Genomic DNA, 21789 nt, shown 5'->3' with positions numbered 1-21789 from the left:
GTATTTTTCAGGTTCCCGGCTTCGCCTGAGTCGCCCGCCATACTCTCTGATACCCCGTATGCTTTTCCCCAAGTCCACCCCGCCGCTGCGCAAGCGCGACAAGCTTGCCGACTCGGTGGTGCTGACCACGTCCCGCCTGCGGCCCCTGCTGGAGCTGGTGGAACGCATCCGCCCCCACGTCGGCCACGATTCGGTATTCAGCTCCCGCCGCGAGAAAATCCGGGAGCAGCTGGCCCTGGTGCAGGCCCAGCTGCGGGAGGAGCGCCCCCGGCACGAGGCCCTACGCGAGGCCTTCCACACGCTAAGCGAATTCGTGCGCGAAGAAGCGGCCGAAGTCACCAAGGACGAAGTCAAGGAATCCGGCAAGCGTTTCGTGGCCGCCACCCTCAAAAATGCCCCCCAGCTCATCAGTGCCGCCCGCAAAGCGGGGCTGTTATCTTGAAAAGGGAGTTAAAAATTAAGAGTTAAAAATTAAAAATTGGGCCGTTCTACTACCTCGCAATGAGGAGCAGAACGGCCCGATTTTTAATTTTTAACTCTTAATTTTTACTTGAAGAAAGCCGCTGGCGGAGCACCTCATAGAGCATGATGCCGCTGGCTACCGAGACGTTCAGGGAGCTGATCTGGCCGGCCATTGGGATGCGGAGCTTATGGTCGGCGAGGCGCAGGTATTCGGGGCTGATGCCGTCTTCCTCCGAGCCCATCAGGATGGCCAACGGGCCGGTCAGGTCCACGGTTTCGGCCTCCAGGCTGGCGTCCGATTTCTCGGTACAGGCCACCACCTGCACGCCCGATTCGCGCAGGAAGGTGAGGGTTTGCTTGAGGTTGTGCTCCCGGCAGACCGGAATCAGGTTGAGGGCGCCGGCCGAGGTTTTGAGCGCGTCGCCATTGATCTGGGCCGCGCCGTGGCTGGGCACCACAATGGCGTGCACGCCCAGGCACTCGGCGTTGCGGGCAATGGAGCCGAAGTTGCGCACGTCGGTGATGCGGTCCAGCACCAGCAGGAGCGGGGTTTTGCCTTCCTCGTAGAGCCCGGCCAGAATGCTGTCCAGGGGCATGTAGTCAATCGGCGAAACGAAGGCGACGGCACCCTGGTGGTTTTTGCGGGTGATGTTGTCGAGCTTCTCCACCGGCACCATCGACACGGGCACGTTGGCCGCTTTGGCCAGGGCCGTAATGTCCTGGGTGAGGGAGTTCTTGGTGCCGCGCAGCAGGAACACCTTGTCGAGGGTGCGGCCCGCGCTCAGGGCTTCCAGGATGGGCCGGAGCCCGAAAATCATATCGATGCTGCGGTCCTGGGCCGGGCGGTGGGGGTAGCGTGGCTTGTCGGAGAACCGGCCTTCGCCGCGTCCGCCCTCCCCCCGGCTGCCTTCACTGCGGCCGCCCCGCTCGCCTTCGGGCCGGCGGCCGAAGGGGCGGTTGTCGTCGCCCCGATTATCGTCGAAGCGGCCGTCGTCGGCGCGGCTGGTTTCGAAACGGTCGTCGTCGGCCCGGCTGCCCTCGAAGCGGCGGTTATCATCGGCCCGGCGGCCGTCGTCGCGCGGATTCGGGCGGCGGTTGGGCACGGGGCGGTTTTCCGAGTCAAAAAATTGGCGGCGTTCATTCAGCGGCCGGGCTGGGCGGTTCGTCCTTTTCTCCATTGCTCCACGGCGGCATACCAGAGCGATTCATACTCGGGGCGGCGCACCAGTTCGTAGTTGTTGGGGGCAAAGGTACTGGGTTTGGCGCGGAAGATGAACGTGCCGCTGCGCTCCGGGTCGCGGCGGTACACCCACCGCTCCTCCGAGCCCACCCGGTACACGCTCTCGGGCGGCCCCAGCACCAGATACAGCATGCCCCGGTCGGTGAGCCAGCCGGCTTTGTGGGCCGAAAAAAGTTGACTGGCCTCCGCCACCCGGCCGTAAAACGTGCGGATCAGCAGGCGGGCCGCCGGCTGACTGTTGTTGGCCACGCCCAGCCAGAACTGGTCCACGGCCTTCTTGGGCTCGGGGGCATCGAATAGCTTCTGCCGCTCGGCGGAAGTCGTTACGTAGATCAGCGGGGCAATCAGCTCATCGGCCGTAGTGAGCTCCGGAAACTGGTTTTCTTCCACCAGCAGCCCCGTGCGCGGCCCCGTGCCCACCCGCAACAGGTATAGCCCGGCCGGCAGGCGCAGCAGCTGGTCGGCGCGGAACCGGGCCGAATCCTGGGCGCTGAGCGTGCGCGGCTGCGGCCCCAGCGCCCCCGGTCCGGCCATGGGCGGGGCGGCGGCCAACGAGCTGAGCGGGTATCGGTAGGCGCTCAGCTCCTGATTCGGGCCGTAGGCATCCACCCCGAACACTTCCCGGGCCTGGAGGTAGCGGCGCAGCAGGGGCTGGCCCACCGAGTCGGTGAGGATGAAGTTACGATTCAGGTAGTCGGGGGTGAGGCGCAGCCAGGCCGCGTCGCCGCTGGTGGCCTCCTCGGCCGGCCCGATGGCCATGCTCAGCACTGAGCCGCTGCGCAACTGGCTCAGGGGCAGCGTAAAGCTGATGCGGGCCGCGTCGCCGTCGGGGCGCAGGCGGCGGGCCAGCTGGCGCACGGTATCCTGCCAGAGGGGCTTGCGGGCGTCGAAATCGGCCCAGCCGACGACGTGCAGCGGAAAACCGCGCCGCAGCAGACCGCGGTTGGGGAAGCGCAGGTACACGCGCAGGCTGTCGCCCTCGCGGCGGGTATCCACGGCAATGCGCCGTTCGGGCCGGTACTGGGTGGCAAAGTCGCGGCGCGGCGCGGCGGCAGCGGCGGCAGCCAGCACCAGGAAAAGCAGCAGGGTAAGGATGTATTTCATAGAGGACGGAAGATAAGTGGTGAAGTAAGAGCGGCCGACGATCAGCCGCAAACTGCCGCAGGTCGGTAGAGGGGCGGTCAAAAACCGTGCGTTCTTTACGCTACGCCATTGCGGCGGCGGCCGTAAATGGGCGGCCCGCCTGCGCCATGCGCGGCAGCCACACCAGCGGCAGCACCTGGGGCCAGAACGAAAACTTGTTGCGGCCGGTGCCGGTTACCGACCAGAGCTCAGCAGTATCGTTGCCGTAACCGGCCCGGTCGTTGCGCTGCCGGAAGGCTGTCCTGCCGGCGGCCGTGTGTTTTTCCACCGTGTCATTCTTTCGCGTATGCCTGCCACCGTCGTACTTGCGCAGCTCGTTATTGCCCTCTCGATAGTTGTCGTCTGGGTGTTTCGGTTCGATAACATCGTCAGGGAATTCAAGCAGTACGGCCTGCCCGACCTGGTGCGCACGATGGTGGGGGCCGCCAAAATTGCGCTGGCCACGCTGCTGGTCGCGGGCATCTGGTATCCGGGCCTGGTGCTGGTGCCGGCATTGCTGATGGCCTTGCTGATGCTGTGCGCTCAGCTGGCTCATATCAAGGTGCGCAACCCCTGGCATAAGTACGTGCCGTCGTTGCTGCTGCTGCTGTTGTCGCTGTTCGTGGCTGCGGCCCACGCGGGCCTTCTTGCCAACTGAGCCTGATGACCACTACTATTCTGATCTGGCTTTCGGCCCTGTCGTTTCTGTTTTACGGCGTCAGCTACTTCACTTCCCAAAAGCTTAAAGACGAGTTCAAGCGCTACGGTCTGGCCAAGTTCGGCCCGCTGACGGCCGTGCTGGAAATCCTGGGGGCGCTGGGGCTGCTGGTGGGCCTGCAGGTTTCGCTGATTCTGTCGGTGGCGTCCGGCGGGCTGGCCGTGCTGATGCTGCTGGGCTTCGGCGTCCGGATGAAAATCAAGGACGGTTTCTGGCTGTCGTTGCCCTCGTTCCTGTTCATGCTGCTGAACGCGTACCTCTTCTACGAGTCGCTGCGGGCCTACTAACGGGCATATTCAGACGGAGCGCAGAACCTGTGCCCGGGGCAGACAGGCTGACACACAAAAAGCCCCGCTGGCGCAACGCCAGCGGGGCTTTTCTGTTTACTCCAATCCACTTAGCCCACGGCGGGCATCTCCACGTTGTTGAAGCGGATGCCGCCGTCTTCCAGCACGGCTTCCACCACGGCGTCCTTGCTCACGCGGCCCGAGAGAATGTCTTTCGACAGCTCGTTGAGCACTAAACGCTGGATAACGCGCTTGAGCGGCCGCGCCCCGAAGGTGGGGTCGAAGCCCTGCTCGCCGAGGAAGTCCAGCACGTCGTCGGAGGCAGCCAGGCGGATACCGGCTTCTTCCAGGCGCTGCTGAATCTGGCGGAACTGGATGTCCACGATTTTGCGGATTTCCTTGCGCTTGAGCGGCTGGAACATCACAATCTCGTCGATGCGGTTCAGGAACTCGGGGCGCATGTGCTGCTTGAGGCGGTCCACCACTTCCTCGCGGGTGCGGTCCACCACTTCATCGTGGTTGTACTCGTTCAGCTCCTTGAAATTCTGCTGAATGATGTCGGCCCCGGTGTTCGAGGTCATGATGATGATGGTGTTCTTGAAGTTCGCCACCCGGCCCTTGTTGTCGGTGAGGCGACCATCATCCAGCACTTGCAGCAGGATGTTGAACACGTCGGGGTGGGCCTTCTCGATTTCGTCGAGCAGCACCACCGAGTACGGCTTGCGGCGCACGGCCTCGGTCAGCTGGCCGCCTTCGTCGTAGCCCACGTAGCCGGGAGGCGCCCCAATCAGCCTGCTCACGGCGTGGCGCTCCTGAAACTCGCTCATGTCGATGCGCACCATGGCGTTTTCATCGTTGAACAGGTACTCGGCCAGGGCCTTGGCCAACTCGGTTTTGCCTACACCGGTCGTGCCCAGGAAGATGAACGAGCCGATGGGCCGCTTGGGGTCCTGCAACCCGGCCCGGGAGCGGCGTACAGCATCAGAAATAGCCGCAATGGCCTCCGACTGGCCGGCTACGCGCTTGCCCAGCTCGGCCTCCAGGTTCAGCAGCTTCTCACGGTCCGACTGCAGCATCTTGCTCACCGGAATGCCCGTCCACTTGGCCACTACGTCGGCAATGTCCTCGTGGGTCACCACTTCCTGTAGCATCGAGCCGCCTTCCTTGCCCTTGTCGGCTTCGGCCTGGGCTTGCAGCTCCTTCAGCTTGGCTTCGGCTTCCTGAATTTTGCCGTAGCGCAGCTCGGCCACGCGGCCGTAGTCGCCCTGGCGCTCGGCCTGGTCGGCTTCCAGCTTGTAGCGCTCAATGTTCTCCTTTTCGGTCTGGATACTGGTGAGGGCCGATTTCTCGTTTTCCCACTGCGCCTTCAGGTCGTCGCGGCGGGCCGAGAGGTCGGCAATGTCCTTGTTGAGCACGGCTTCCCGGTCGTGGTTTTCCTCGCGGCGGATGGCCTCGCGCTCAATTTCCAGCTGCATGATGCGGCGCTGCACCTCGTCGAGCTCCACGGGCATGGAGTTCAGCTCGATGCGCAGCTTGGCGGCGGCCTCGTCCATCAGGTCAATGGCCTTGTCGGGCAGAAACCGGTCGGTGATGTAGCGGCTGCTCAGCTCCACGGCGGCAATAACGGCGTCGTCGGTAATGCGCACGCCGTGGTGCAACTCGTACTTCTCCTTGATGCCGCGCATGATGCTGATGGCGTCCTCCATGGTGGGCTCGTCTACCATCACGGCCTGGAAACGGCGCTCCAGGGCCTTGTCCTTCTCAATGTACTTCTGGTACTCCTTGAGCGTGGTGGCCCCGATGGCGTGCAGCTCGCCGCGGGCCAGGGCCGGCTTGAGCAGGTTGGCCGCGTCCATAGCCCCATCGCCGCCCGCGCCGGCCCCGATGAGGGTGTGCATCTCGTCAATGAACAGGATAATCTGCCCATCCGAGTCGGTTACTTCCTTGATGACGGCCTTGAGGCGCTCCTCAAACTCGCCTTTATACTTGGCCCCGGCAATGAGCAAACCCATGTCCAGGCTCATAATCACCTTGTCGCGCAGGTTTTCGGGCACGTCGCCGGCCACGATGCGCTGGGCCAGGCCCTCCACAATGGCGGTTTTGCCCACGCCCGGCTCGCCCAGCAGCACGGGGTTGTTCTTGGTGCGCCGGCTCAGAATCTGGAGCACCCGGCGGATTTCCTCGTCGCGGCCAATCACCGGGTCCATCTTGCCGGTGCGCACCTGCTCGTTGAGGTTGCGGGCGTAGCGATTGAGGCTCTGGTACTGGTCCTCGGCCGACTGCGACGTGACCTTGCGGCCCCCGCGCAGCTCCAGAATGGCCGCTTTCAGGTCTTTCTCGTTGAAGCCGGCGTCCTTCATCAGGGTGGCCACGGCGTCCTTGCCGCTGAGCAGCCCCAGCAGCAGGTGCTCCACCGACACGTACTCGTCCTGGAACTCCTTGAGGTAGCCGGTGGCGCGCTGCAAAGCGGCGGCGGTTTCGTTGGCGAGGTAGGGCGAGCCCCCGCTCACCTTGGGGTAGGCGGCCACGATGGCGTCGAGGCGGGGCGTGAGGATGTTGAGGTTGGCTCCCAGCTTCTTGGCCACAAACGACAGCACGTTCTCGTCGCTCTGGAACAGGCCCTTCAGCAGGTGGCCGGTTTCAATGGCCTGCTGCTGGTTGGCGCCGGCTAGTTCGGTGGCCTTCTGCACGGCCTCCTGCGCCTTGATGGTATAGTTATTAAAGTTCATGGTTTGCTTTCGTCGTAGGGTGAGACTTCGCAGTGGAAGGTTCTACGAGGGGCATAGCAAACGGGGTGCGAGAGGGTTTTTGCTGACTTTTTGGCTTGTTTTAGTGTGGTGTATGTATTTTAAAATGCTATTTTGTCATTTTTGTGCTTTTGAAGTGTTCTGATTTTTATAGCCGCATCTTGAATGGTATACGCGTGCTGCAGCGGAGATGCAAATTGTTGCGTTTCTATATTGTTTGCGAAACTGCAGTAGGAAGTAGATTGCAATCGAAATACTATGCAGATTTAATTATTACACTCACGCCATTAACAGTAAAGCCCTGTTCAAAACATAGCCTTATTGCTTTGTGGGCTGCAGCGATAATGTAATCATTTCGATTGTGAAATACTTTGAAATCAATGTCTATGTAAGAGCAATACTTATTTTCATTCATCTGAACTGGTAAATTCACAAGTTGACTTTCTTCAACACCCCAGTCGACAACGCTTTTGATTGGAATTGGAATATGAATGAATAGCTCTTTTTGCTTAGTCTTCTTATACGAAGGATATTGTTTGTAAAGTCTTATCAGACTGCGTTGATCACTGCTATATACTATATTGAATATAATTTGCCAATCGGTTAAAGAATCAGCGTGTATTGTTTTCATAGTTCTTTCAACATAACTTTTGATTGTAGTTTGTATCTCTTTTGATTTAAATCCAATGTCTGTAAAACTAATTACATTTGAAGTGTGAGTTATCTTCGAATTCATCCTTCTAGCTATTATTAGTTAATTACAGCAATTACCCAATCCGAATCGGAGGAACCACAGGCCGCAAGGTGTCGCTGAGAGCGGGGGAGGAATCTACCTGTCGCCGTAGTGATAGCGGCACTGGAGAATAAGTAGAATATCTCCCTCAATGCGGTAAACCAGGCGGTGCTCCTGCGTGATGCGACGGGACCAATAGCCGCGTAGATTTCCCTTCAGGGCCTCCGGCTTACCGGTACCGCTGAATGGAGTGCGCTGACATTCCTTAATCAGCGCGTTGACTTTGAGGATAATCTTACCGTCAGCAGCCTGCCAGTCTACATACTGCTGCCACGCTTGCTCGTCCCATTGCAGCCTCATGGTTCAATCAGGCCACGCTCCACCACTTGCCCCGCATCTATGCGCTGGATGGCTTCCATCAGCGCCTTGGCGTTGGCCGGGGAGCTTAGCAGGTACTCCGTTTCGTCCTGCGGCTTGGCTTTGCGGCGGGCCGGCGTGGCTTTCACGAAGGGCAGGCTTTGCAGCAGCTCCATCATAAAGGCGGCCTTGTGGTCGGGGACTTCCAGCGTGATTTTCATACTATTCAAAACTAGCTGATTCCGGGATGGTTCCCAAGCCCAACTGTCTGCGCATCTACAGGCAATTGTCGGGGCAGTTCAGCCTAGCTATTACTCCCCCAGCTCGCCTGTTTCCCGCAGCCAGTCGAAAATCAGCTGGTCGACGGCCGAAACCTGGGGGCGGTGGCGGTAGGTGAGCCAGACGATTTCCTCGATTTCGGCGGCGGGCTGCAGCTGGCCGGAGTAGGTGGCGGCGTAGAGCGTCATCTGCACCAGCACGTCGGGGGCGTGGCCGTGGGCGGGGGCCGTGAACACGCCGCGCAACTGCAGGCTGGCCGGGTCCAGCGTTACGGTCAGCTCCTCCCGGATTTCGCGCAGCAGCGTGTCGGCGTCGGTTTCGCCCGGCTCGCGCTTGCCGCCGGGCAGGTAGTACCGGTCTTTGCCCCAGCTGCGGGTGCTCAGGATGCGGCCGTTGTGCAGGTGCAGCCAGGCAATTTTATCGATGAGGGGCATACGGGTGGATTACGAGCAGCGCACTACAACGTACGCTACCACCGCTACCAGCGCCACCGAGCCGAAGCGCAGCGCCAGAAACACCCAGGCGGGCAGTTCGGGCTTTTTAGGAGAATAGGACATAACAGACAGGGTGTATGGATTAGGTTTAGCAGGTCTGGCTCTGACTACATCTTCGCTCAGCACATTGCTCCGTTGCCGACGGCTATTCAGCTGCTCACCCGCCGGCGGCCTGATTGCCGAAACGCTCAGGGCCGGGGTTGGCAGGGGCAGTGGTGGCGGGCGCTACGGTGGTCAGGAACGCAGTTTCTTGACCAGCCCCACCAGTTTTTCCACCACGAAGCCCACGAACAGGCCCCCGATGGCGCAACTCAGCGCTTTGGCCAGCCAGGCCAGAATGGGCAGATGCGCCAGGGACACTTCCAGCTCGTGCAACAGGTGGGCCGTGAATGGGATGCCGTGGGCAATGATTTCGCCCCCCACCCAGAGCATGGCCGCCGTGCCTACGTAGCTCAGAATCTTCAGAAAGTGGGGCATGAAGCGCACAATGCCGCGGCCCAACTGCTGGGTAGTGGCATGGTTCCCGGTCTGGGCCAGGTGCACGCCAAAGTCGTCGGCCTTTACGATGAGGGCCACAAACCCGTACACGGCCACGGTAATGAACACGGCCACGGCCACCATCACCGCTATCTGGTTCACGATGGGCTGATCGGCAACCTGACTGTAGGCAATGGCCATGATTTCGGCCGAGAGGATGATATCGGTGCGCACGGCGCCGGCCACGCGCTGCTGCTCCAGCTCCTGGGGCGTAATCACGGGCAGGGCTTCGGCCGCCACGGGGCCGTGGGTGGGGCCGATGAACAGCTCGTGGACTTTCTCGTAGCCCTCGAAGCACAGGTAGGCTCCGCCCAGCATGAGAATGGGCGTGATGGCCCAGGGCGCGAAATAGCCCAGCACCAGCGCCGCCGGACTCAGCAGCACCAGCTTGTTGAAGAGCGACTTGCGGGCTATCTGATAGATAATGGATAGCTCCCGGGAAGGGTCGAGGCCGACCACGTATTTGGGCGTCACGGCCGTGTCGTCGATGACGATGCCGGAAACTTTGCCGGTGGTTTTGGCCACCTGGGCCGGCACATCGTCCAGGCTGGCGGCACTGACTTTTACCAGCGCGGAAATATCATCGAGAAGAGCTACCAGACCTGAGGCCATAGAACGAGGAGCGAGAGTGAGGGAGGAAACAGAGAGGAGTGAATTGGGGAGGAGTGAATTGGGGAGGAGTGAATTGGGGAGCGGGCTAGGCCTGGGCCGGCATGGTGTGCAGCAGCCACTGGTAGAGCTTGTCCACGTCGGCTTTTTTGAAGAGCTCGGTGCCGGGGTTCATGGTGGCGGCCGAGCCGCAGGCCACGCCCAGGCGGGCCGTTTCGCGCAGGCTGCGGCCCGTGGCCAGCCCGTGCACCAGGCCGGCCACCATACTGTCGCCGGCGCCCACGGTGCTGCGCTTCTTCACCGACGGGGCCGGGATGTAGTCGGTGCCGGCGGCCGACACCACGCAGGCGCCCTGGGGGCCCATCGATACCACCACCACCTCGGACTGGCCGCTGGCGACCAGCTGGCGGGCCGCGTCGGCCACGGCCTCGTTGTCGAGCTCCTCCACGCCGGTCATCTTGCTGAGCTCACCCACGTTGGGCTTGGTCAGGTACACGCCTTCCTGCAGCAGGGCCCGCAGGGCGGGGCCGGAAGTATCGGCAATTACCCGCACGCCCTGGGCTTTGGCCGCCCGCACCACCTCCACCAGAAACTCGGGGGCTACGCCGGGGGGCAGGCTGCCGCTGATGACCAGAAACTCGGGATGCCGGGGCAACTCTTCGAGTGCCCGCAGCACCCGCTGCTGCTCCTCGGGCTGCAGCTCGGCGCCGGGCATGCCGAAGCGGTACTGCTGGCCCGAGGAGCTATCTACCACGATGAAGTTTTCCCGGGTCCAGCCCTCGGTTTCGATGGGGCGCTGCTCGATTTCCTCCGCGCTCAGCAGCTGGCGCAGCAGCACCCCGCTGGGGCCGCCCACCGGAAACACGGCCACCGAATCGGTACCCAGGCGCCTGAGCGCCCGCGACACGTTGATGCCGCCCCCGCCGGGCTCAAACTTGGGCTTGGTGCAGCGCAGCTTATGGTCGGGCAGAATCTGGTCGGCGGTGGTGCTTTTATCGACGGTGGGGTTGAGCGTGAGCGTAACGATGCGGGACATGGGCAAAAACGTAAGTCAGTGAAGGGGCGGCGGGCGCTGATGAGCGGCCCGGAGCGGAGCCCGCGGCCGGGGCTTGCAGGCTTCCAACGGCTAAACATAGCGCGGGTTTATCCGTCTTTAAAAGAAGGCGCCCGATTTTGGGTGTTTTCCACCGGCTTTCGCACGCTGCTTTTCTTCTTTTTCCGATGATGCGTTCCGTACTGCTTACGGCCGGCCTGGTGCTGGCCGGCCTCACCGCCCCCGCCCAGCAAACCGTTACGGGCTCCATCCGCTTCGGTGGCGTCGTGCGCGACTACCGCCTCTACCTGCCCAAGGCCTACACCGGTACCCAGCCCGTGCCCCTGCTGCTGAACCTGCACGGCTACGGCTCCAACAACGTGGAACAGGAGCAGTACGGCGACTTCCGCGCCATTGCCGACACGGCCAACTTCCTGGTAGTGCACCCCAACGGTACCCTCGACGGCACCAACCGGCGCTACTGGAATACCTTCCTGCCCTACGCCCTGGGTGGACCCGACGACGTAGGTTTCCTGAGTGCGCTTATTGACTCCATCAGCGCCAAATACCGCGTCAACGCCCAGCGCGTGTACAGCACCGGCATGAGCAACGGCGGCTTTATGAGCTATGAACTGGCCTGCCAGCTCAGCAACCGGGTGGCCGCCATTGCTTCCGTCACGGGCAGCATGGCCAGCAGCCACGTGGCGGCCTGCACGCCGGCCCGGGCGGTGCCGGTGCTGGAAATCCACGGCACCGCCGACGGCACCGTGCCCTACGCGGGCAACGCGGTGTTTGTGCCGATTCCGGAATTGGTGGCGGCCTGGGCCCGGCGCAACGGCTGCAACCCCACGCCCCTCATCACCCAGCTGCCCGACCTCGACCCCAACGACGGCAGCACAGCCGAGCGGCAGGTATTCAGTGGGGGGCGCAACGGCAGCGTGGTGGAGCATTACCGCATCATCGGGGGCGGCCACACCTGGCCCGGCGCCCCCGTCAACATCGGCGTCACGAACCGCGACATGGACGCCAGCAAGGTAGTGTGGCGCTTTCTGCGCCGCTACCAGCTCAGCGGCCTCGTAACGGCCACCACGCCCGCCACCCGGCCCGAATCGGGACGCCTGACGGTATCCCCGAACCCCGTGCGCGGAACGGTGAGCGTGCGTCTGACCCAGGGAACCCTCGACCCGGCCCAGGCGCAGGTGACGGATGCCGTAGGCCGCCGCGTGCCCGCCGCCCTGCGCCGCGCCGCCGACGGCAGCCTGCTGCTGAGCACCCAGGGCTGGGCCCCCGGCACCTACTGGCTCCGCGCCGAAGTCAATGGCCAGCCCTTGTACCGGCAGTTGGTGAAAGTGGCAGAATAGGTCAGGAGGGCGTCAGTAATAAAAGGCCCTCATTCCGAGCGGAGCCAAGGCATCTCGCGTGCTGACGTTGGAATGGTAACTCAACGTCAGCACGCGAGATGCCGCGCTCCGCTCGGCATAACAACCTGCTTTCGGCACTACTTCAAGTCATTCCCGTTTTCCACTTTTCCGCCGCGAAACCCCGCGGTTTGTCCGTTCTTTGTCCTTCCCTTCTGATTTTGTTGCTCCGTATGTCGGCTCCTGCCCTTGCCTTGAGAACCGTTGACGTCACGCGCTACGTGATTCCGCTGCGCGAAGGCGGCTCCCTGCCCGCCCTGGTGGAAGCCGACGACGGATTTATGTACGTGGTCAAGTTCCGGGGCGCGGGCCAGGGGCTGAAGGCGCTCATTGCCGAGCTGGTGGTGGGCGAGCTGGCCCGGCAACTGGGCTTACGCATGCCCGAGCTGGTATTTATTCACCTGAGCGAAGCCTTCGGCCGCACCGAGCCCGACGAGGAAATCCAGGATTTGTTGCGCTTCAGCACCGGCCTGAACCTGGCCCTGCACTTCCTCTCGGGCGCCAGTACCTTCGACCCGCTGCTGCTCGACGTGGAGCCCGAGCTGGCCTCGCTCATCGTGTGGCTCGACTGCCTGACGCTGAACGTGGACCGCACCGCCCGCAACACCAACCTGCTCATGTGGCACCGGGAGCTCTGGCTCATCGACCACGGCGCGGCCCTCTACGTGCACCACGCCGGGGCCGGCTGGGCGGCCCCCAGGCCGCGCCCGTTTCCGCAGATAAAAGACCACGTGCTGCTGCCCCAAGCCACGGCCCTGGCCGCTGCCGATGCCGCGGGCCACGCCCGCCTCACGCCCGCCGTTATTGAGGCCGTGGTGGCGCTGGTGCCCGATGAGTGGCTGCAGGAGCCCGACCTGACCCCGGCCGAGCAGCGCGCCCAGTACGTGCAGTTCCTGACGGCCCGCCTGGCCGCTTCTTCCACCTTTGTTCAGGAAGCCGAAAATGCCCGACAAGCACTTATTTGAGTACGCCGTGCTGCGCGTGGTCCCGCGCGTGGAGCGCGAGGAGTTTCTGAACGTGGGCGTGATTCTGTACTGCGCCGCCCAGGGCTTTCTGCAAACCCGCTGCCACCTGCCCGAAGACCGCCTGCGCGCCTTCACCTCCTCCGAGCTGGATTTCGACGACCTGCGGGCCCGCCTGCGGGCATTTGAGCGCATCTGCGCCGGCCGCCGGGAGGGCGGGCCCATCGGGCAGCTGGCCGTGGCCGCCCGCTTCCGCTGGCTCACGGCCACCCGCAGCACGGTGGTCCAGACCTCGGCCGTGCACCCGGGCCTCTGCGAAGACGCCGGCGCTACGCTGGAGCAGCTGTTTGGGCAGCTGGTGTCCTGAAAATGAGATTGATGCGAATTTCTGTATATTCCGGGAGTCAACTCACCTTCTACTCGGGAAACTATGGAAGTTTACAGCAAATGGCCCGTACAACGCGGCCTGAACCGCCTGCCCTGGTGGGCTTACGCTCTGTTCATTCCGGCCGTTTACTGCCTGTTCTGGGTACTGCACCTGGTGGGCATCATTCCCGGCCGTTAAGTCGGATTTCATCCCTGAAAAACACCCCGGCCCGGCCGCAACCCAATAGTTGCGGCCGGGCCGGGGTGTTTTAGAAAGCTCAGGATTCCTTACAGGGGAGGAAAGGTGAGCGGGGCCGGGGCCAACTGTTGCAGCAGGCGCAGCAGCAGGTGGTAGATTTCCCGCAGCTGCTCGGGTTCCAGCAGGGCGCGCTCCTCGCTGAAGGTGAGCACAACGGGGGCGTGGGCTTCGTCGGAGGCGGGGGCCAGGGTGAGGCGGCCGGCCGGGTGGCGCAGCAGAATGGCGTGCACGTCGGGCTCAGCCAGTAGCTGGCGCAGGGCGCTGGCGTCGTTAGTGGTGATGATGAACGTTTTGTCGAGGTCGGCGAAGCCCAGTTCCACGTCTTGCAGCCCCAGCAGCTTGCCCAGCTCGTGGATCCAGTCCTGCTCGTGGAGGGCAAAGTGGAGGGTGGGCCGCCCGGGTACCTCGGCCCGCAGCGTCGTGATTTCGTAGCCGCCCTCGAAGCCGCCGCCCAGATCGATGTCAATTTCCAGCCACACCCGGTAGTGCTGCTGGCAGAGTTCGGCGCGGTAGTCGTAGAGGTCGGCCTGGCGGCCCAGGTCGGCCGTGACCTGCTCCCAGAGGGCGGCTTCGGAATCGGCGGAGAAAATACGGGTGGTTTGCATGAGACGGAGGAATAGGACGTGTTCTAGTTACTCCGTTCTGCCGGACCGGGTTATGGCCGTCCGGGGCTCATAAGTGCCACCCCAACCGGAAACCTATCGGCAGGTAAGCGCCCGCCTTGCCGTAGTCGCGGGGGGTAGCGGCGAAGTGCCGGCCGGGCAGGGTAGTCCGGGAGGTGGCGTGGCGCCATCCCAGGCCCAGGAAGAAATCGAGAAAAAAGGGCGTGCCAGTGGCCTCCATCTGCTGGCCTGCCACTATGCTGGCGCCGTAGCGGTCAATGGCTTCGGTTTGGTTGCGCAGGCGGCTCTGATAGTAATAGAGGCCATCCGCAGCCAACTCCGACTGCCAGCTTACGGCCCGGAACTGCATATCAAAGTGCTGGTAGCTTACCCCGTAGGCCAAATAGGAGCCCGTGAGCGGGGTGGCCTGCCGACCCAGATAGAAACGATGCTGGGCGGCCAGTCCCCAACCCCGCACCCGGTCGGTGTCGCCCTCGTGCCGGTCCGAAGTGAGGTCACTGACCGGGCCCCGGTAAAACTGGGGCGTAAGGACCACCTTTTGCCGGCTACTTGTCCCCAGTCGCCTTTCCGCACTCAGGTGGTAGCCACTGGCCAGCAGCGGCAGCAAATCGACCGAGAAACCCCATTGGCGCCCGGTCTCCCTAACCGGCCGGGCCGCCACCGACTGGCCCTGGGCCTCCGAAAGCAAGCCGATGCTCAGCAACCCGACCCCCATAAGCAACCCTTTCATTGGCGGGTGGGGCTGACGGCGAGCTTGCTCAGGGCCGTGAGCTGGCCCTTGCGGTAGCGGTACTGGTAAAGTCCGTCGGGCCCGATGGCGAGCAGCAGCCCCCGGTGGGGAATGACGTCGGACACGTTCACCGGGAATATTTCGGGCGTGGGCAACTGGGGCGTCGTGCGGGTATCAAAAACCTTGAGCTGATTCTGGTCGCACACGAACAGCAGGGTGCTGTCGATGCCCAGGCCCATGGGATGCGTCATGGGGTAGGACTGGGCCAGGTGCGGTGCCGACAGGTCGGTCAGGTCCACTACCTGCAACTGGTTGGCCCCGCCGCCGCAGGTGCGCCCGTCGCGCAGCGTTACGTAGGCGTAGCGCTCATCCACCACCACCGGGTCGCAGCTGGCTACGTGTTGGTAGTAGGCTACCTGACGGGGCTGGGCGGGCACGGTGGCATCGAAGATGAACATGCCGCGCTGGGTACCCAGAAACAGGTAAGGGGTGCGCGGGTAAATCGTTTCGATACCCAGGCCCAGCGGTACTACCTGCCCGGGCTGCGGTGCGGCCGGATTTGTCAGACTGAACAGGCGCAGGTTCTGGTTATCGACTACAAAGAGCGTGTTGCCCAGTACCGTAAAGCGAGCCAGGGAGCCACCCTGCCCGTTATCGGCGGCCAGGTTCGGACTGGCATCGTTGCTGGTGTTACAGGCCGTTAAGAACAGGCTCAGCAGCACCCCTGTCAGCCGCAGGAAGGAGGAAAAGTAGTTCATCGGGTCCGGGGGGTTAGAGTTTCTGCCAGCCGATTACCACGGCGTCGGCGGGACGGTTGGCCGCCTGGTACTGGTCCGGAACGAGGCCGCTCTGGGGCATGGGCAGCTCCGGCACCGCTTCCCGTAGCCGGTTCAGCAGAGCCGGGTGCTGCATGTCGCGGGCATCAAACGTGAGCAGGTCGGAGCCGCTGTCGGCGTAAAGCATGGAGCCCTGCATGGTCACGTCCACGTTGCCGGGAATGCGCAGAAAGGCCACCGGCTGCGGATGGCTGGGGTCCTGGTTATCGATGATGTGTAACCCCTCATACTGCTCGTTGATGAGCAGGTAAGGGTCGCGGAAGTAGATTTTGCCGGTATTGTGCAGCTCGCGCGGTGGCAGCACGGCCACGGCCTGTTCCAGCTGGCTGCGGGCCATGAGCAGGGGCTTGTAGCTGGGGAGCGGAATCGGGTCGATGGGCTCCACCATCGGGCAGGCAGTCAGCGTCATCAGGCAACTGACTGCCAGGAATAAAGAGTAGCGTAGCTGCATAGCCTACCGGAATAAGATGGTATGGGCAGGAGCCTGACCAGGAGGCAAAAGGTTGCACGACCGAAGCGCGGCCGCCCCAAAATATGGCAGAAGAAGGCCAACTGCCCCAACCGGTAGTACGATCAGGCAAACCGGAAAACGTTATGCCGGTTTGCCTGACCGCCAGACGCTTATTGTGGGTTTAATAGCCGCGCATCAGCTGTACTTCGTTTTCCAGGGGCTGCCCCAGGGTCAGGTAGCGCAGGTTCCGCAGAAACAGGTCGGCTTTGCCGGCTTCCTCACCGGGCTGACCGCCGCCGCTGTGCTGGGTGAGCAGCACCCGGGGCAGGTGCCAGAGGGGGCTGGTGAGGGGCAGGGGCTCCTGCTGGGTGACGTCGAGCACGGCCCCGGCCAGGCGGCCGGTTTGCAGGGCCTCGATGAGGGCCTGCTCGTCGGTGGTAGAGCCCCGGCCCACGCTGGCGTAGAGCGCGTGCGGGGGCAGGGCGGCAATGAGTTCGGCCGAGAAATAGCCCTCGGCACTGCCCGGCAGGCAGTTCACTACGATATCGGTGGTGGGCAGGGCGGCCAGCACGTCGGCGCGGGTGTGGAGCTGGGCCTGGGGGTCGGTGCGGGCCAGAAACTGCACGGGGCAGCCGAAGCCGGTGAGCTGCTGGGCCACGGCCCGCCCGATGGTGCCGCGCCCCAGCACCAGCACCCGCTTGCCCCGCAGCAGCCCCAGCTGGGTGCGCACGGGCGCGCCTACCCATTGCCGCTGCTGCTGCCAGACGGCCAGCTCGGGCACGTAGCGCAGCAGCCCCAGCAGCCCGGCCACCATCGTCTCGGCGCAGGGCCAGGCGAAGAAGTCGCCCATATTGGCCACCGGAAACTCAGGGCGCAGGTGCTGATACTGGGCAATACCGGCCGAGTCAATCTGCCAGAACCGGAGCCGGGGCGGCAGCGGCTGCAGCCAGTCGGGGGGGGGGTTGCCCAGGAGCAGGTCGGCGCGGTGCAGGGCGGGGCGCTGCTCGTCGGCGGGCAGGTCGGTGCGGAAGACGGGCGTGACGTTGGGCGGTAGCCCCTGAAGCAGGTTGGTCCGCACGGCGGCGGAAAAATCAGAATAGATAAATAGTAGCATTGTCTTCATACGACTTGAAACTCCAACGCAGGTTGTCGGGGTGGTTCGGCGGCCGAATTATGTACGTGGGCGCCACATCCGGGCCCTCCGGTCAAATGCGTACTTTGGCCGGAGGAAGCTACTCAAAAGCTTCCATTACCACCGCATAACCACCCCATGGAACAACTCACCCAACAACAGGTCCGGCAGTACTACGGCCAGCAGCTCCAGACCCAGCAGGACTTACAAACCAACGCCTGCTGCACCGATGATATTCCGGCCGAACACAAGCGCATTCTGGCCCAGCTCGAGCCCGAGGTGCTGGAGAAGTACTACGGCTGCGGCGTGGCCGTGCCCCCGGCCGTGGAAGGCTGCACCGTGCTCGACCTGGGCTCGGGCAGCGGCCGCGACGTGTATCTGCTCTCCAAACTGGTGGGCGAGCACGGCCGCGTGATTGGCGTCGATATGACCGAGGAGCAGCTCGCAGTGGCCCGCCGCCACATTGGGGCTCACACCGAGCGGTTCGGCTACGCCGCGCCCAATGTGGAATTCCGCCACGGCTACATCGAGGATCTGCGCACTGCCGGTCTGGAAGACAACAGCGTGGACATCGTGGTGAGCAACTGCGTCATCAACCTCAGCACCGATAAGGAAGCCACTTACCGCGAGATTTTCCGGGTCCTCAAGCCCGGCGGCGAGCTGCACATTGCCGACGTCTTCGCCGACCGCCGCATCCCCGAAAGCCTGCGCCAGGATCCGGTGCTCTACGGCGAGTGCCTGAGCGGGGCGTTGTACACGGAGGATTTCCGCCGCCTGCTCCACCAGATCGGGGTGCGCGACTACCGCCTCACGGCCAGCCGCCGCCTCACCATCGGCAACCCCGAAATTGAGGAAAAGGTGGGCAACATCCGGTTCTATTCGCTCACGGTCCGGGCCTTCAAGCTTGAGCTGGAAGACCGGTGCGAGGACCACGGCCAGGTGGCCACCTACCTGGGCACCCTGCCCGGCCAGCCCCACGCCTTCGTGCTCGACGACCACCACCGCTTCGAAACCGGCCGGCCCATGCTCGTGTGCGGCAACACCGCTGCCATGGTCTCCGATACCCGCTACGGCGCCCACTTCCGCGTAACCGGCGACCAAACCCAGCACTTCGGCCTCTTCGACTGCGGCCCCGCCCCGGCCGCCACCGGCAGCGCCGATGATGCTGCCCCCGGCTGCGGCTGCTAAACACCTCACCCCCGGCCCCCTCTCCGAGCTGTTAGCTGTTAGCCTCCGTTCAAAAAGCTATCAGCCATCAGCCAACTCTTCAGGCTCCCCCTCTCCCCGAGGAGAGGGGGCCGGGGGGGGAGGTGACCTCAGCAACAAAAAGGCCGACCCCGTTTCCGGAGTCGGCCTGCTTGCTTACCGCTGGCGGCGGTTACCGCTGGTAATATTGGTTGAGCAGCTTGATGGCCCGCTCGGCCCGGGCTTGGTCGCCGATGGCCTCGGCGGCGCGGCCGATGCTGTTCAGGCTCAGCAGGTAGGTCTGGAACTCCTGGTCGAACAGGGGCTGGTTGTGGGTGCTGTAGTAGGCCAGGCCCCGCTCGGCGCGGCCGGTCATGGTGTCCATGATTTCGTTGGCCCGCTTGGTGTCGCCCACCGCTACCAGGGCCGGAATGAACTGGGGCACGTAGTAATCGTAGGGGATGGCCTTGTCGGGCATTACCTCAAAGGCTTTGTCGAGCACCTGCTTGGCCCGGACCTTGTCGCCGTTGGCCAGCAGGGCATCGGCCAGGCGCGAGAATTTGTCGCGGTAGTTGGCCGGGAAGCGCAGGTTGTTCTCGTCGTAGAAGATGCCAGGGTTGTCGAGGCCGCGGTAGGCGAAGGTCTTCATGAGCTTCTCATACATCAGGTCCTCGGCCACGTAGCCTTCGTCGCCGCCGCCCTTGGGGTCGTAGTTGGGGTCCTTGGCGGGCAGGATGCGGTAGGCCATGCCTTCGAGCTGGAAATAGGGCTGCAGGCCCATGAAGTCGCGCGAGTCCACGGTGCTGGAGAAGTACACCGGCCGCTGCCAGTTGTTGGTCGCCAGAATATCGAGAATCACAAGGCTCTTTTTCTCGATGGCACTCTTGCTCACCTGCCACTCCATGCGCGGCACGAGCTGGGCGCGGCGGCTGGCCGGTACGATGCCCATTTTCTCCACGGCCACCGTATCAACGGGCAAATAGAAGCTGCGCGAGGGGAAGGAGAGCATGGTGCGGCCGTCGCCGTAGCCCACCTGCAGCAGGGGGCTGTTCTGCTCCACCAGCTGCATGAACTGGCGCACGTCCACTTCCTTCACGGCCGGATTTTCGGCGTAGGGCAGGTAGTCGTTGGTGCCCTGCTTGTAGTTGCTGTTTTCCATCGAGATGGGCAGCGGCGCCGATTTGTAGGAGTCGCGCTTCATCTGGTCGATGTACCAGTCGGTGTTCAGGTAGCTGAGTACGGCCACGCGCACGTCGGTGCGGATGCCTTCCACTTCCTGGGCGTACCAGAGCGGGAAGGTGTCATTGTCGCCGTTGGTAAACAGGATGGCATTCGGAGCGCAGGAGTTGAGCAGGTTCTTGGCCGAATCCACGGAGAGGTAGCGGCCCGACCGGTCGTGGTCGTTCCAGCCCTGGGCCACCATGATGCCCGGCACCACCAGGCCCAGCAGCGTCACCACGCCGGCCCGCACGGTATCGGCCTTCAGCACGGATTGCAGCATTTCGGCCAGGGCCAGCACGCCCAGCCCGATCCAGATGGCGAAGGCAAACGTGGCCCCCGCGAAGGTGTAGTCCCGCTCCCGGGGCTCGATGGGCGGCTGGTTGAGGTAAATCACGATGGCCAGACCCGTGAACAGGAACAGCAGGGCCACAATGAAGGCGTTGCGCCCGTCGCGGCGGATGTGGAAGAACAGGCCCAGCAGGCCCAGGATCAGGGGCAGGGCGAAGAAGGCGTTGCGGGCCGGGCTGTCGGCCACCCGCTCGGGCAGACCGTTGCCGTCGGCGCTGCCCCACAGAATGCCGGACTGCTGCAAATCACCTTCGCGGCCCACGTAGTTCCACATGAAGTAGCGCCAGAACATGTGGCCCATCTGGTACTTGAACAGGAACTCCAGGTTCTGGCCCATGGTGGGCTTCACGTCCTTGCTGATGCCGGCCACCCACTTCTGGTAGTTGTACACGTGCAGCGGATCGGAGCTGTAAATGCGGGGCAGCAGCATTTTGTCCTCGGGGCGGTACTCGAGCACCGGGCGGTACTCGGCCACCACGTATTTGTCGCCCTGGCGCACGTAACGCGGAGCGCCGTCGGTCTGGGCCACGGGCTGGGCGTTGAGCTGGGGGCCGTAGAGCAGGGGCCGGTCGCCGTACTGCTCCCGCTTGAGGTAGCTCACGAAGGAGAGCACGTCCTCGGGGTTGTTTTCGTTGATGGTGGGATGGTAGGAGCTGCGGATGGGCACAATCAGGTAGGAAGAATACCCGATCAGGATGAACACGAAGCTCAGCATCACGGTATTCAGCAACCGGCTCCGGCGCTTAAACGACTGCTGGAAGCCCAGCCAGATCAGCCCCACGAACAGCACCAGGAAAATCACGATGCCCCAGTTGAAGGGCAGCCCCACGGTATTGACGAAGAACACCTCGAAGGCGCCGGCCAGGGTGGGCAGGCCGGGAATGATGCCGGCCAGAATCAGGCCCACAATCAGGGCACTGACTACCAGCGTGATCAGGCCGCCCATCGTCGTCGGGTTCTGGGTGCGGCGGTAGTAGTAAATGAAGCCCAGGGCCGGAATAGCCAGCAGGTTGAGCAAGTGCACCCCGATGCTCAGACCGATAACGTAGGCCAGCAGCACCAGCCACCGGTCCGAATCGGGCTCGTCGGCGCGGTTTTCCCACTTCAGCATCAGCCACACCACCGCCGCCGTGCACAACGACGACATGGCGTACACCTCGGCTTCCACGGCGTTGAACCAGAACGAATCGGAGAAGGCGTAGGCCAGGGAGCCCACGGCGCCGGCGCCCAGAATCAGCAGCGTCTGCCCGAAGGTGGGCTCCAGCTGCCGATCGTCGTGCATACCGGGGCGGCGCAGCACCAGCTTCTTGGCCAGCATGGTGATAATCCAGAACAGGAACAGCACCGTGAACGAGGAGCTCAGCGCCGACAGCGTGTTCACCAGCACCGATACCTTGGTCACGTCCCCGAAGCTGAGCAGCGAGAACAGGCGGCCCAGCAGCAGGAAGGTGGGGGCGCCGGGGGGGTGGGGCACCAGCAGCTTGTAGGAGCAGGCAATGAATTCGCCGCAGTCCCAGAACGAGGCCGTGGGCTCTATCGTGAGTAAAAACACAACGGTGGCCAGGGCAAATACCAGCCAGCCGACCAGGTTATTCAGGCTTTTGTAACTCCGCATAAAGTAGGGTAGGGGAAAGGACCAG

24 protein-coding genes are annotated in these 21789 nt (G+C 63.3%); 8 read left to right on the top strand and 16 right to left on the bottom strand.

Annotated features, from left to right (window positions below; all coding sequences use genetic code 11):
- Window positions 1-58 precede the first annotated feature (58 nt).
- Window positions 59-442: a hypothetical protein gene (locus KLP40_RS01570; RefSeq protein ID WP_215591774.1), complete on the top strand. Its 384-nt coding sequence runs from the start codon at window positions 59-61 to the stop codon at window positions 440-442.
- A 97-nt stretch (window positions 443-539) separates the two neighbouring features.
- Here KLP40_RS01570 and rlmB read toward each other — a convergent pair whose 3' ends face one another.
- From rlmB to KLP40_RS01555, 3 genes are all read right to left on the bottom strand, one after another.
- Entirely contained in the window at window positions 540-1565 is a 1026-nt protein-coding gene (gene rlmB, locus KLP40_RS01565) for a 23S rRNA (guanosine(2251)-2'-O)-methyltransferase RlmB (protein ID WP_317196731.1), read from the bottom strand.
- A gap of 38 nt (window positions 1566-1603) precedes the next feature.
- A complete protein-coding gene (locus KLP40_RS01560) occupies window positions 1604-2806 on the bottom strand; it encodes a GWxTD domain-containing protein (RefSeq protein ID WP_215591773.1) in 1203 nt (400 codons plus the stop codon).
- A 100-nt stretch (window positions 2807-2906) separates the two neighbouring features.
- Window positions 2907-3113 carry a hypothetical protein gene (locus KLP40_RS01555; RefSeq protein ID WP_215591772.1) on the bottom strand — a complete coding sequence of 69 codons (207 nt, stop codon included), beginning with the start codon at window positions 3111-3113 and terminating at the stop codon, window positions 2907-2909.
- 18 nt (window positions 3114-3131) lie between these two features.
- Here KLP40_RS01555 and KLP40_RS01550 point away from each other — a divergent pair, with 18 nt between their 5' ends.
- Window positions 3132-3482 (top strand): DoxX family protein, encoded by a 351-nt coding sequence (locus tag KLP40_RS01550; protein ID WP_215591770.1) that lies wholly within the window; start codon window positions 3132-3134, stop codon window positions 3480-3482.
- 5 nt (window positions 3483-3487) lie between these two features.
- Complete coding sequence (locus tag KLP40_RS01545) at window positions 3488-3829, top strand: DoxX family protein (protein ID WP_215591769.1); 342 nt, start codon at window positions 3488-3490, stop codon at window positions 3827-3829.
- Between the two features lie 110 nt (window positions 3830-3939).
- Here the strand turns inward: KLP40_RS01545 and clpB are convergent, their stop codons facing one another.
- The 7 genes from clpB to KLP40_RS01510 form a co-directional block, all read right to left on the bottom strand.
- Complete coding sequence (clpB, locus tag KLP40_RS01540) at window positions 3940-6558, bottom strand: ATP-dependent chaperone ClpB (RefSeq protein WP_215591768.1); 2619 nt, start codon at window positions 6556-6558, stop codon at window positions 3940-3942.
- 274 nt (window positions 6559-6832) lie between these two features.
- Complete coding sequence (gene imm9, locus KLP40_RS01535) at window positions 6833-7312, bottom strand: Imm9 family immunity protein (protein ID WP_215591767.1); 480 nt, start codon at window positions 7310-7312, stop codon at window positions 6833-6835.
- 93 nt (window positions 7313-7405) lie between these two features.
- The gene (locus KLP40_RS01530; protein ID WP_215591766.1) at window positions 7406-7669 is read right to left on the bottom strand and encodes a Txe/YoeB family addiction module toxin; all 264 of its coding nucleotides are present in this window, start codon (window positions 7667-7669) and stop codon (window positions 7406-7408) included.
- Window positions 7666-7887: a type II toxin-antitoxin system Phd/YefM family antitoxin gene (locus KLP40_RS01525; protein WP_215591765.1), complete on the bottom strand. Its 222-nt coding sequence runs from the start codon at window positions 7885-7887 to the stop codon at window positions 7666-7668. The genes KLP40_RS01530 and KLP40_RS01525 overlap by 4 nt, the downstream gene beginning before the upstream one ends.
- Window positions 7888-7977: 90 nt before the next feature.
- Entirely contained in the window at window positions 7978-8379 is a 402-nt protein-coding gene (locus KLP40_RS01520; RefSeq protein WP_215591763.1) for an NUDIX hydrolase, read from the bottom strand.
- A gap of 294 nt (window positions 8380-8673) precedes the next feature.
- Window positions 8674-9588 carry a DUF808 domain-containing protein gene (locus tag KLP40_RS01515; protein ID WP_215591762.1) on the bottom strand — a complete coding sequence of 305 codons (915 nt, stop codon included), beginning with the start codon at window positions 9586-9588 and terminating at the stop codon, window positions 8674-8676.
- An 85-nt stretch (window positions 9589-9673) separates the two neighbouring features.
- Window positions 9674-10621 carry a 1-phosphofructokinase family hexose kinase gene (locus tag KLP40_RS01510; protein WP_215591761.1) on the bottom strand — a complete coding sequence of 316 codons (948 nt, stop codon included), beginning with the start codon at window positions 10619-10621 and terminating at the stop codon, window positions 9674-9676.
- A 185-nt stretch (window positions 10622-10806) separates the two neighbouring features.
- On the opposite strand from KLP40_RS01510, the gene KLP40_RS01505 reads away from it, so the two are divergent.
- From KLP40_RS01505 to KLP40_RS21375, 4 genes are all read left to right on the top strand, one after another.
- Window positions 10807-11979, top strand: coding sequence for an extracellular catalytic domain type 1 short-chain-length polyhydroxyalkanoate depolymerase (locus KLP40_RS01505; protein ID WP_215591760.1), 1173 nt, complete (start codon window positions 10807-10809; stop codon window positions 11977-11979).
- A 230-nt stretch (window positions 11980-12209) separates the two neighbouring features.
- Window positions 12210-13001, top strand: coding sequence for a HipA family kinase (locus tag KLP40_RS01500; RefSeq protein WP_215591759.1), 792 nt, complete (start codon window positions 12210-12212; stop codon window positions 12999-13001).
- Entirely contained in the window at window positions 12979-13365 is a 387-nt protein-coding gene (locus KLP40_RS01495) for a DUF3037 domain-containing protein (RefSeq protein ID WP_215591758.1), read from the top strand. Before KLP40_RS01500 ends, KLP40_RS01495 begins: the two co-directional genes overlap by 23 nt.
- A 63-nt stretch (window positions 13366-13428) precedes the next feature.
- Window positions 13429-13563, top strand: coding sequence for a hypothetical protein (locus KLP40_RS21375; RefSeq protein ID WP_262898904.1), 135 nt, complete (start codon window positions 13429-13431; stop codon window positions 13561-13563).
- Between the two features lie 89 nt (window positions 13564-13652).
- Here KLP40_RS21375 and KLP40_RS01490 read toward each other — a convergent pair whose 3' ends face one another.
- The 5 genes from KLP40_RS01490 to KLP40_RS01470 all read right to left on the bottom strand — a co-directional run bounded on the left by KLP40_RS01490 (window position 13653) and on the right by KLP40_RS01470 (window position 17377).
- Window positions 13653-14228: a hypothetical protein gene (locus KLP40_RS01490; RefSeq protein WP_215591756.1), complete on the bottom strand. Its 576-nt coding sequence runs from the start codon at window positions 14226-14228 to the stop codon at window positions 13653-13655.
- A gap of 67 nt (window positions 14229-14295) precedes the next feature.
- Window positions 14296-14976 (bottom strand): hypothetical protein, encoded by a 681-nt coding sequence (locus KLP40_RS01485; RefSeq protein WP_215591755.1) that lies wholly within the window; start codon window positions 14974-14976, stop codon window positions 14296-14298.
- Window positions 14973-15734: an LVIVD repeat-containing protein gene (locus KLP40_RS01480; protein ID WP_215591754.1), complete on the bottom strand. Its 762-nt coding sequence runs from the start codon at window positions 15732-15734 to the stop codon at window positions 14973-14975. Before KLP40_RS01480 ends, KLP40_RS01485 begins: the two co-directional genes overlap by 4 nt.
- A 13-nt stretch (window positions 15735-15747) precedes the next feature.
- The gene (locus tag KLP40_RS01475) at window positions 15748-16263 is read right to left on the bottom strand and encodes an LVIVD repeat-containing protein (RefSeq protein WP_215591753.1); all 516 of its coding nucleotides are present in this window, start codon (window positions 16261-16263) and stop codon (window positions 15748-15750) included.
- 181 nt (window positions 16264-16444) lie between these two features.
- Window positions 16445-17377 carry a D-2-hydroxyacid dehydrogenase gene (locus KLP40_RS01470; protein ID WP_215591752.1) on the bottom strand — a complete coding sequence of 311 codons (933 nt, stop codon included), beginning with the start codon at window positions 17375-17377 and terminating at the stop codon, window positions 16445-16447.
- 156 nt (window positions 17378-17533) lie between these two features.
- On the opposite strand from KLP40_RS01470, the gene KLP40_RS01465 reads away from it, so the two are divergent.
- Complete coding sequence (locus KLP40_RS01465; protein ID WP_215591750.1) at window positions 17534-18583, top strand: methyltransferase domain-containing protein; 1050 nt, start codon at window positions 17534-17536, stop codon at window positions 18581-18583.
- A 190-nt stretch (window positions 18584-18773) separates the two neighbouring features.
- Here the strand turns inward: KLP40_RS01465 and KLP40_RS01460 are convergent, their stop codons facing one another.
- Window positions 18774-21764, bottom strand: coding sequence for a glycosyltransferase family 117 protein (locus KLP40_RS01460; RefSeq protein WP_215591749.1), 2991 nt, complete (start codon window positions 21762-21764; stop codon window positions 18774-18776).
- Between the last annotated feature and the right edge of the window lie 25 nt (window positions 21765-21789).

This window comes from Hymenobacter piscis, assembly GCF_018760735.1.
Classification (GTDB): Bacteria; Bacteroidota; Bacteroidia; order Cytophagales; family Hymenobacteraceae; genus Hymenobacter; species Hymenobacter piscis.
This window is presented reverse-complemented; position numbering and strand designations above follow the sequence as displayed.